Genomic DNA, 11,018 nt, shown 5'->3' on the forward strand with positions numbered 1-11,018 from the left:
GCCTTCTATTGCGTAATTATTCGATGATGAATAGTGGTTGGTCGAACTCGATTGGCTCACCGTTTTCAACTAGGATAGCTTTAACTACACCTGCTTTGTCAGCTTCGATTTGGTTCATCATCTTCATCGCTTCAACGATACAAAGTGTGTCGCCAACGTTTACAGACTGACCAACTTCAACGTACTTAGGTGCTTCAGGAGAAGCTGCTGCGTAGAAAGTACCAACCATTGGAGAAAGTACTTTATGACCAGCAGGCTCTGCCGCTGCTGCCGGAGCCGCTTCAGCTGCTGGTGCAGGTGCCGCCGCAGGCGCTGCTACAGGTGCTGGTGCTGCAGCATAATGCTGTGGTTGTGCTGCGATAACTGGAGCGCTGCTGTGACGGTTAATACGTACCGACTCTTCACCTTCAGTGATCTCAAGCTCTGCAATACCTGATTCTTCTACTAATTCGATAAGTTTTTTAATTTTGCGAATGTCCATGATGGCCCGCCTGTTAGTTAATTTGCGTTATTTTTGTTGTGCAGTAGATGATGTGCGGCATTTAATGCTGCTTCATAACCTAGTGCGCCTAATCCACATATCACCCCTTCGGCTACGTCAGAAAAATAAGACTTATGACGAAAAGGTTCACGTGCATATACGTTAGTAATATGCACTTCAAAAAACGGTATGCTGACACTTAACAGCGCATCGCGCAGTGCGATACTGGTATGCGTAAAAGCGGCAGGATTAATGATAATGGCATCGATAGCTTGCCATGCATCATGAATTGTATTTATTAGCTCTGCTTCACTATTACTTTGTACATGTGTCAGCGTGATATTCAGTTGCTCAGCCTGCTTTTCAAGGTTGTTCACAATGTCAGACAAAGTCTGTGAGCCATATTTCTCAGGCTCTCTACGGCCTAACATATTCAAGTTTGGGCCATTGAGTACTAAAATCTTAGATTTTGCAGACATAATTCGCGAAATTCCTTAAAAGCTATAACAAACTAAAAATTCACTCTATTCAGTTTGTTAAACTAAGCCGTTCGGTTGAAAATAGCAACTTTTTCTCACGTTCGCAGACTATTATAGAGAGTTCGTGTTAAATAGCAGCAAAATACTGGTCTAATCAGCAAGGTGGTGAGGTAGGTAAATAGCCTAGGCTGCTTGCTGAATTTATCAGCTCACAGCCTAAGATTTGTATGCTTATTGTACGGTTTGGCGAACTTTTTCTAGGTGGGCGGTAAACTCTTCGGCGCTTTGAAAGCCGGTGATCCGTAAATTGTTCAGCTCGTTGCCTTGTGCATCAAAAAATAGGATGGCAGGTAAACCAACCACATTAAAGGTTTGGTAAATCTCTTTACTCACCTCATTGGTCACGGTCAGGTCGAGCTTCAACAAAGAGAAGTCTTTAAACGCTTGCTTCACTTTGTCGTCAGAGAAAGTGTATTTCTCAAACTCTTTACAGGCGACACACCAATCAGCGTATAAATCGACCATGGCAATTTTGCCTTGTTGGTTAGCTTGGGCGACTTCTTCACGCAGTGCAGCTAAATCCGGCAGTAGTTTAAACTTACCATCAGATGCGGTAGCAACTGCTGTTACTTTGGCTGGTGGCATTAATACATGCTTTGCCGTTAATACACCACCTATCATGAATAACACGGCAGCAGCCCAAAGTGTTGTTTTAAGCTTACTGGCTTGCTCTTGGCTTTGCCAATGGTGCAAAAATAGCGCGGTAACAATCAGCCATACGCTGCCAAGTAACAAGATTGTGTTCCATTCAAGAATACGCTCTAACAACACGAGCGGCACAACCAGCATCACGAAGCCAAACAGCATCTTCACTTGTTCCATCCAAGCGCCTGCTTTAGGCAGTAATTTACCGCCAGAAGTACCCAATAGTAACAGTGGTAGACCCATGCCAAGGCTTAGCACATAGAGAGTTAAACCACCCACGAGATAGTCGCCACTTTGCGCAACATAAAGAAGAGCAGCAGAGAGAGGGGCTGTGGTACACGGTGAGGCAATTAAACCTGACAGCACACCCATAAAGAAGACGCCCGTATAGTTACCGCCTTTTTGTTGGTTGCTGACGTTAGTTAAACGCGTCATAAACTTCTCTGGCAGTTTAATTTCATACCAACCGAACATGGCAAAAGCCAATAATACAAACAGTAAGCTGAAGCTAATCAGTACCGCAGGGCTTTGTAAGTAACCTTGAATTTGCCCACCAACCGCAGCCACAACCAGACCAAGCGCAGCGTAAGTGACGGCCATGCCTTGTACATACACAAATGACAGTGAGAAGGCCTTTTTCGTCGATAACTTTGATTGGCCGGCAATCAAACTAGATAGGATAGGGAACATAGGAAACACGCAAGGTGTAAACGCTAACAGCACGCCAACCCCAAAAAACACAGCAAGGTTAGTTAAAAAGTCTTGCTCAGCGAGTTTATTGACGAAGTCGTTACTATTATTACCCGCTGGCGCAGCAGTTTCGGCTGCTTTATTTGTCTTATCTGACACTTTGTTCAGCATAGAAAGCGGAATGGTGATCACTTCAGGCGGGTAACAAAGTCCAGCTTCGGCACAGCCTTGATAGCGAATTTTAACGACGGCATCTTCACCAATTTCACTCAGTCTAGAAACAACAACCAGCTCATCAAAATACACTTCGGTCTTACCAAAGAACTCATCTTCTATTTCAACACCTGGGTCGAGTTCTGGCACTTTGATTTTGGCGTTCTTAGCAATGATCTCGAGCTTATGCTTATAGATATAGTAACCAGGTGCTATTTCCCAGCCAGTGAATAAAATAGTGCCTTGCTGATCGAAATCGAACTGGAAAGCTTCGTTTACCGGTAAGAAGGTTTGTTGTTTTGGGGCTAAAAGGCTATTTAACACCGTGTTGTTCGCTGCCTGTGCGGGAAGCATAAACAGCAAGCAAAGCAAAAATGCCACTATGCGCATTAACTCAGTACCTCATTTATCCAATTAAAATAGTCAGGGTTGCCAGTCGATACATCAAGAACTTGGATCTCAGGCACATCATAGCTGTGGTGGCATTTAATACATGCCATTAATTCTTCCAAGCGTTGTACGTTGGTCTTAATGAAAAGTTTACTTTCTGTTTGCTGTTCAACTTTTCCTTGCCATACATACACAGACTCCACTTCGGGCAAAATGTTTACACAGGCAGCCAATTTTTTTTCAACGAGTATCGCAGCAAGTTTGCGCGCGTCATGTTTACTCTCACATGTTGTGAGTACAATTTTATAATCGCTTGTCATAAGGTGCTTTTCTCTAAACCAGTTCACCAAAACGAGGCATCATACCAATCCTCTTAATTAAGTGATGTATTCTTGAGGATTGGTATCATACTAGCGCAATGAATGTGCTAGCCCAAACGCTCGTTTACGCAAACTTACAATATAGTTGCCATATAAAGGTGTATTTTGCGCCAGATTACTTGAAAATAGACCGAACTAGCCATATTTCTCTTTCATTGACTTTAGGAGACCCTATGTTCCGTATTTTATTTTTGCTTTTTATTGTGGTTCCCATTATTGAGATTGCGCTACTTATTCAAGTGAGTGATGTGATCGGTGGGTTTGCGACCATCGCATTAGTCATTATTACCGCCATCATCGGTGCTAAATGTGTTAAACAACAAGGTTTAGGTGCATATACCAATGTGCAGCAACAAATGGCACAGGGCCAGTTACCGGGCGAGCATATTTTTACCGGTCTGTGTGTGATCATCGCAGGTGTACTATTAATGACACCGGGTATCATGACTGACGTACTTGGTTTTCTTTTATTAACCCCAGCTGTGCGTCGCTCATTATCTAAAGCGTTATTGGCACAAGCATCAGTCAAAGTACAAACTGGCTTTGGTGGTGGTTTTGGCGCAGGCTTTAGTCAAAGCGGCCAACAAAGCACGCAGCAAAACAATCCTTTTGAGCAGCAAGCAAATCGTCCGTTTGAAGACACGCAACCTCGTCAACCAGAGCGTAACGTTGATGGCTCGAACACCTTTGAAGGTGAATATAAGCGTAAAGATTAAAAATTTTTAATTTTTTCTCTTGGGTTTTGAAAAATACATCCCCATAAAGAGTTGCAACAAAGATTTAAAGTTTTAGCCCAAGGCAATTGGGCTAATTGGTAGAAAATAAATATTCTGTCATTGTTCAAATTGTTAGGAGAACTACACACATGAACATTCGTCCTTTACATGATCGCGTTATTGTTAAGCGTCTAGAAGAAGAAACAAAGTCTGCTGGCGGTATCGTACTAACTGGTTCTGCAGCAGAAAAATCAACACGTGGTGAAATCGTTGCTGTTGGTAACGGTCGCGTGTTGGACAATGGTGAAGTGAGAGCACTTCAAGTAAAAGCAGGCGACACTGTACTGTTTGGCTCATACATTGAGAAAACAGAGAAGATCGAAGGTCAAGAGTACCTGATCATGCGCGAAGACAATATCTTAGGTATTGTTGAATAAGTCGAACTTACGGTTTTTACATACAGAATTTAGAGGAATATAAGACATGGCAGCTAAAGAAGTATTATTCGCAGGTGACGCACGCACAAAAATGTTAGCGGGCGTAAACGTACTAGCAAATGCAGTTAAAGTAACATTAGGTCCTAAGGGTCGTAACGTTGTACTAGACAAGTCATTTGGCGCACCAACTATCACTAAAGACGGTGTATCTGTAGCGAAAGAAATCGAACTAGAAGACAAGTTCGAAAACATGGGCGCACAGATGGTTAAAGAAGTCGCGTCTAAAGCAAATGACGCTGCAGGTGACGGTACAACAACTGCAACGGTACTAGCACAAGCTATCGTGAATGAAGGCCTTAAAGCGGTTGCTGCGGGTATGAACCCAATGGACCTTAAGCGTGGTATCGACAAAGCAGTTGTTGCTGCAGTTGAAGAACTAAAAGCGCTTTCAGTACCATGTGCAGACGCAACTGCAATCGCACAGGTAGGTACTATCTCTGCAAACTCAGACAAAGAAATCGGCGACATCATTGCAGAAGCAATGGAAAAAGTTGGTCGTGAGTCTGGTGTTATCACAGTTGAAGAAGGTCAGTCTCTAGAGAACGAACTAGACGTAGTAGAAGGTATGCAGTTTGACCGCGGTTACCTATCTCCTTACTTCATCAACAACGCTGAAAAAGGCCAAGTTGAGCTAGATAACCCGCACATTCTTTTAGTAGACAAAAAAGTATCTAACATCCGTGAGCTACTACCTACACTAGAAGCGGTTGCTAAAACAAGCAAGCCACTACTAATTATTGCTGAAGACCTTGAAGGTGAAGCACTAGCAACGCTAGTAGTTAACAACATGCGTGGCATCGTGAAAGTTGCTGCGGTTAAAGCACCAGGTTTCGGTGACCGTCGTAAAGCTATGTTACAAGACATCGCGATTCTAACTGGCGGTACAGTTATCTCTGAAGAGATTGGTCTAGAGCTTGAAAAAGCAACGATTGAAGACCTAGGTACAGCTAAGCGCGTTGTTATCACTAAAGATGACACAACCATCATCGACGGTGTTGGCGAGCAAGCAGCAATTGACGGTCGTGTTGAGCAAATTAAAGCACAAATCGCAGAAGCAACGTCTGATTACGACAAAGAAAAGCTACAAGAGCGCATGGCTAAACTTGCTGGCGGCGTAGCAGTAATCAAAGTAGGTGCTGCTACTGAAGTTGAAATGAAAGAGAAGAAAGACCGCGTTGAAGATGCACTACACGCAACTCGTGCAGCGGTTGAAGAAGGTGTTGTACCTGGTGGTGGTGTTGCACTCGTTCGCGTAGCAAGCAAGATTGCTGAGCTAACTGGTGAAAACGAAGACCAAAACCACGGTATTAAAGTTGCACTACGTGCAATGGAAGCACCACTTCGTCAAATCGTTTCAAACGCAGGTGACGAAGCATCGGTAGTTGTAAACAACGTTAAAGCGGGCGAAGGTAACTATGGCTTCAACGCGGCGAACGGTACTTACAGCGACATGCTTGAAATGGGTATCCTAGATCCAACTAAAGTAACGCGTTCAGCACTTCAGTACGCTGCATCAGTTGCGGGTCTTATGATCACAACAGAAGCAATGGTTTCTGAAATCCCACAAGACGCTCCAGCTGCACCAGACATGGGTGGCATGGGCGGAATGGGTGGCATGGGCGGCATGATGTAGTGCGACGAGAGTCGCGTAGGTCGCTAGCCTAGCAGGACTATCTGTCAGTGAGTACTTAGGTACTCACTTCCACCACCTGCAAAATTAGTAATCGACTCCGGCAATTGGGGTTTTAACGATTGCCGGAATATCACTCCAAGGAGTTGATATGTCGTGCAATTGTTTAAACAATTGGATAAATAACGAGGCTTACTAGTCATCGAACCTTTAAGTATAGATTTAAAATAAATGATTGGCACAAAGTACCCCTTTGTGTAGATGAGGACTACTGTTCATCACTCGTAGCACCTATAAGGTGTATTCATTTTTTTAACTATCACTTCATATAAATATAGGCGCATGCCTATAGCAGTTCTTATATGTTCCAAAACCAACTGGAGTTTATGACCTACGGGCATAAGCTGTTGTAATTATTGTCTCACCGTTTGTTTAGGCATTTCGGTAGTGAGACCTGTTATACGACTAACTGTAGCCTAGGGATAGTGTGATGCTGGTAACGGCATGGTGCGAAGCTTCCTGACAATGTACTTCTGCGAAAGCGGTGATTTACTCGTGAGAGTTGTCGTAATTGGCTAACAATAAGCTGGTTGAAGGCTAGGCTGGGCAATATGGTTAACGTAAGTGAACTACTGATAAACACCGTCAACCGCAAAGAGCGAAATATTGTTGATACGCTCTAACCAAAAGGTACGTGGTCGGTTAATCCTTTTACATCTGGGATTACGTCGTCATTTGACCATCGGTGAATAGGTAGAACCTAAGTTGTTCGTGTAATTACAATGGAACTCGGTAAGCCCAATTATCTGCCAGAAAATTTCATTCTCTGGCAGGTATTTCGTAAGAAATACTGTTGGATAAGTGGGTAAAGGATGTCTGACCAAGCGAAGGCTGAACTGTAATGGTTCGGATAGGGGTTCTAACTTTGCCCTAACTCGAAAGAGTGCCAAATTCAGACTGGTCTTTAATCGTGTGAAGGCGTGTAAAGCCATCTAACAAATTAACCCAAGCGGGGATTAGCTATCCCCGTAAGGGCTTGGCTTTTCTCCATTTTGTGGTTATGGAGGAAAGCAAGATGAGTACGGAATGTATGTTCCATGTACCTGCGTTCTCCCACCAAGCAAACAGCTGGCATACCATTGATTGGTATGCGGTTGAGCGCAAGGTGAGAGGGCTACAAGTACGGATCGCGAAGGCGACTAAGCAACAACAGTGGCGTAAGGTGAAAGCCCTACAACGCATGTTGGTGCGCTCGTTTGCTGCCAAAGCTTTGGCAGTTAAACGGGTAACTGAAAATCGAGGCAAAAGGACTGCCGGTGTCGATGGGGAGTTATGGAGTACACCTGAGAGTAAATGGCTGGCGCTATTTCGATTAACGCGTAAGGGCTATAAACCCAAACCGTTGAGGCGAGTTTATATTCCTAAAGCGAACGGCAAGCGTCGACCGCTTGGGATACCGACTATGCTCGACAGAGCTATGCAGGCGTTATACCTGCTGGCGCTAGAGCCTGTGTCGGAAACTACCGCAGACAGAAATAGTTATGGCTTTCGCCCGGTGCGCTCTACAGCAGATGCGATTGAGCAATGTTTTGTGAATCTCAGTCGCAAGCATTCTGCTAAATGGGTGTTAGAGGGGGATATTAAAGGGTGCTTCGATAACATTAGTCATGACTGGCTACTTGCCAATGTCCCATTGGATAAACAAGTACTCAGAAAATGGCTAAAAGCGGGGTTTATGGAATCCGGTAAATTAAATCCGACGGAAGCGGGTACACCACAAGGAGGGATAATCTCTCCAGTGTTGGCTAATTTGGCACTTGATGGGCTGGAAACGGTACTTGAATCTCATTTTGGGAAGAAAAATACCAAAGCCAGCTACAAGACCAAGGTCAACTACGTGCGATACGCTGATGACTTCATCATTACTGGGATCTCTAAAGAGCTCTTAGAAGAGGAAGTTAAACCTCTCGTAACAGCCTTTATGGCAGAACGAGGGTTACAGTTATCGCCGGAAAAAACGGTGATCACGCATATAGAAGATGGGTTTGACTTTTTGGGGCAAAACTTACGAAAGTACCAAGGTAAGCTTTTAATTAAGCCAAGCCGAAAGAACTTGCGTAACTTGCTTCATAAGGTGAAAAGCATAGTGACGGGTAACAAAACAGCGGCTGCCAGTATGTTGATAGCTCAACTCAATCCGGTATTACGGGGTTGGGCTAACTATCATCGACATGTGGTTGCGAAAGAAACCTTTAACTATGTGGACTATCGGATTTGGAAAATGTTGTGGCAATGGTGTCGAAGGCGTCATGCCAACAGGCGCAAGCGCTGGATTAAGTCTAAGTACTTTAAATCTGTGGGCAAACGCAATTGGACATTTTCCGGTATAACAATCGACGGTTTTGATAAACGATTGATATACACCAATGACACTGTGATAAAGCGACACACTAAGATCAAATCGGACGCTAATCCGTATGACTTAGCATTTGAAACATACTTCGAGCAGCGCCTTGAGCGAGCTTGGAGTGATTCAATGCAAGGTAAACGAAAAGTGTTAACGCTATGGCTCAGACAGCAGCATCGCTGCCTGCTGTGCCGCCAGACAATTACCAAAGAAACAGGGTGGAATGTCCATCATATTGTGGAAAGGGTAAAAGGCGGTTCTGATGAGCTAAGTAACTTAGTGTTGTTGCATCCCAATTGTCATAGGCAATTGCATATTTTTGTAGCAGAAAGTTATTGAGTTCCATTGGTTTAGTGACCAACAACCCCCATAACAATATTTGCCAACACTTAATGGGAGATAAAGATATGGGGCAACAAAAAAGGTACCTAGAACAAGAGGAACACAAGAGAGTTATTGCAGAAATGATTGCCGTTGAGGCAGAAGCGATTAAACCATGTGGTAATCACGAGGATGTCCTTTTATCGATGCATGACATGGATGCAAATACTCGAGCTTATAAGATTGCGGCAAAGCATTTCAAACGTGGTGAATATGATGAATTTGAAAGTCAGGGAGAGCTTACTGATTTGATTAAAGAAGTTATAGATACATCACATGAGGAATGTTATTCCTGTAGTAAGTGGTAATCTGAGTCGCCGGTCTGTATTCAGGTACTGACTTATAAAGGCTTGAGCCGTATGCGGGGAAACTCGCTCGTACGGTTCTTAGGGGGCGGCGGTGCAGCAATGCACTGCTGCTACCCGACATCATCCCCTAAGCACTAAACGCTTATAAAAAACCTCGCATTTGCGAGGTTTTTTGCGTTAAGGGCTATGCTTAGTCACTCGTCGTAATGCGTTGAGTTATTTGAATTAACTATTTACGCTAATGCGATTTTAAATTCTAACAGCTGCTGAGAATCGGGCTCAGCACGTAAAGGATATTTTCATGAATAAAAGTGTATTGGTGTTTAGCATATTAGTCAGTTTAAGTGCGGCGGGGTGTTCGCTGAATCATCCAGATACAGCAAAGTCAGCAAACTTGTCATCTCAAGAAACACAAAGTCAAACCAGTGATTTGGGCGTACCAGCTAAGCAAGGTGAGCTTCGAGTTGCGGTTTTTAACGCTTATTTGAATCGCAAAAATGCTGGCGATATTCTGGCCGACGTACAAAGCGGTAACGATACACAAATTAAAAAAGTAGCAGAGATCATTCAACGCGTTCGCCCTGAGGTGCTATTACTGGCAGAGTTCGATTATGAGGCTGATGGCAGAGCGGTTAGAGCACTGCTTAAAAATTACTTAAACGTCAGTCAAAATGGCGTAAAAGGTATTGATTATCCTTATTTTTACCTTGCAGAATCTAACACGGGTATTGTCACTGAATTTGATTTAAACAATGACGGTAAAGTAGGCGCTGGCGGTGGCGACGCTTATGGCTTTGGGGTCTTTGAGGGCCAATATGCCATGGTGTTGTTATCGCAGCATCCAATCATCACTGATGAAGTACGCACCTTTCAAAAGTTCTTATGGAAAGACATGCCCAATGCAACGCTGCCAGTAAATCCAGAGACAGGCGAAGCCTGGTATAACGATGAAGAGCTTGAAATATTTAGGTTGTCGTCGAAAAGCCATTGGGATGTGCCAGTAAAAGTGGGTGATGAAGTCATTCATGTGCTTGCCAGTCACCCAACACCGCCCGTGTTTGATGGTAAAGAAGACAGGAACGGCTTACGTAACCATGATGAAATTCGTTTTTGGTGGGATTATGTAGATCCAAATGCATCAGACTACATTTATGACGATAAAGGCCAGAAAGGTGGGTTAGGCAAGAATAAGCGCTTTGTGATCATGGGCGATTTAAATGCTTCTCCTGATGAAGGCAATGGCACGGGCAACCCAATGGCTAAATTATTTGCCAGTGAATATATCAATGGCAAGCTCGCGCCTGTTAGTGTGGGCGGCGTTGAGAATGCACCCAATAATCCGTTTTCTGCAACTCATACTGCTGACTGGAAGATGCGCGCTGATTATGTGATCTCATCAACATTTGGCATTCAGGTTGAGCAAACAGCGGTGTTTTGGCCGAGTAAAACCGATGCAAACTATCATCTCGTCGGGCCGGGATTACAAAGTTCGGATCATCGCTTAGTTTGGTCTGATATCACATTAAATAAGCAGGCAACTGACGATACTAAGTAAAGCTATAAAATGAATTATTGAACTGTATTATTTATTTTGAAACTTTCTTGCAAACCGAAGCTCCAAGGCTTCGGTTTTTTTATACCCATACTTTAGTAAATCTCTTACCCAAAGTTCAGGTTAGTTAATCCTGGTTAAGTATAAGTCTGATATGCTTAATAAAAGTGCAGGCTTGTCTCACGAACA

Annotated in this window: 10 protein-coding genes; 6 read left to right on the forward strand and 4 right to left on the reverse strand. The window is 43.7% G+C overall.

Going from position 1 to position 11,018, the window contains the following annotated elements:
* Nucleotides 1–16: 16 nt before the first annotated feature.
* The 4 genes from accB to cutA all read right to left on the reverse strand — a co-directional run bounded on the left by accB (nucleotide 17) and on the right by cutA (nucleotide 3,278).
* Entirely contained in the window at nucleotides 17–481 is a 465-nt protein-coding gene (gene accB, locus AAEU28_RS17010; RefSeq protein ID WP_421965190.1) for an acetyl-CoA carboxylase biotin carboxyl carrier protein, read from the reverse strand.
* Nucleotides 482–498: 17 nt separating this feature from the next.
* Nucleotides 499–960, reverse strand: coding sequence for a type II 3-dehydroquinate dehydratase (gene aroQ / locus AAEU28_RS17015; RefSeq protein ID WP_421965191.1), 462 nt, complete (start codon nucleotides 958–960; stop codon nucleotides 499–501).
* A 231-nt stretch (nucleotides 961–1,191) separates the two neighbouring features.
* Nucleotides 1,192–2,958: a protein-disulfide reductase DsbD gene (locus AAEU28_RS17020; RefSeq protein ID WP_421965192.1), complete on the reverse strand. Its 1,767-nt coding sequence runs from the start codon at nucleotides 2,956–2,958 to the stop codon at nucleotides 1,192–1,194.
* The gene (cutA, locus tag AAEU28_RS17025) at nucleotides 2,958–3,278 is read right to left on the reverse strand and encodes a divalent-cation tolerance protein CutA (protein ID WP_421965193.1); all 321 of its coding nucleotides are present in this window, start codon (nucleotides 3,276–3,278) and stop codon (nucleotides 2,958–2,960) included. The genes AAEU28_RS17020 and cutA overlap by 1 nt, the downstream gene beginning before the upstream one ends.
* Before the next feature lie 233 nt (nucleotides 3,279–3,511).
* On the opposite strand from cutA, the gene AAEU28_RS17030 reads away from it, so the two are divergent.
* The 6 genes from AAEU28_RS17030 (at nucleotide 3,512) to AAEU28_RS17055 (ending at nucleotide 10,832) form a co-directional block, all read left to right on the forward strand.
* A complete protein-coding gene (locus AAEU28_RS17030) occupies nucleotides 3,512–4,054 on the forward strand; it encodes an FxsA family protein (RefSeq protein ID WP_421965194.1) in 543 nt (180 codons plus the stop codon).
* A 149-nt stretch (nucleotides 4,055–4,203) separates the two neighbouring features.
* A complete protein-coding gene (locus AAEU28_RS17035; protein ID WP_058028548.1) occupies nucleotides 4,204–4,491 on the forward strand; it encodes a co-chaperone GroES in 288 nt (95 codons plus the stop codon).
* Between the two features lie 46 nt (nucleotides 4,492–4,537).
* Nucleotides 4,538–6,184 carry a chaperonin GroEL gene (groL, locus tag AAEU28_RS17040; protein WP_138561414.1) on the forward strand — a complete coding sequence of 549 codons (1,647 nt, stop codon included), beginning with the start codon at nucleotides 4,538–4,540 and terminating at the stop codon, nucleotides 6,182–6,184.
* A 1,072-nt stretch (nucleotides 6,185–7,256) separates the two neighbouring features.
* Complete coding sequence (ltrA, locus tag AAEU28_RS17045) at nucleotides 7,257–8,927, forward strand: group II intron reverse transcriptase/maturase (RefSeq protein ID WP_421965195.1); 1,671 nt, start codon at nucleotides 7,257–7,259, stop codon at nucleotides 8,925–8,927.
* A 68-nt stretch (nucleotides 8,928–8,995) separates the two neighbouring features.
* The gene (locus AAEU28_RS17050) at nucleotides 8,996–9,277 is read left to right on the forward strand and encodes a hypothetical protein (RefSeq protein ID WP_421965196.1); all 282 of its coding nucleotides are present in this window, start codon (nucleotides 8,996–8,998) and stop codon (nucleotides 9,275–9,277) included.
* Nucleotides 9,278–9,578: 301 nt separating this feature from the next.
* On the forward strand, nucleotides 9,579–10,832 hold the full coding sequence (locus AAEU28_RS17055; RefSeq protein WP_421965197.1) for an endonuclease/exonuclease/phosphatase family protein: 1,254 nt from the start codon (nucleotides 9,579–9,581) through the stop codon (nucleotides 10,830–10,832).
* The last annotated feature ends 186 nt before the right edge of the window (nucleotides 10,833–11,018 follow it).

It is taken from the genome of Pseudoalteromonas sp. SS15 (genome assembly GCF_049257195.1).
In the GTDB taxonomy this organism is placed as follows: Bacteria; Pseudomonadota; Gammaproteobacteria; order Enterobacterales; family Alteromonadaceae; genus Pseudoalteromonas.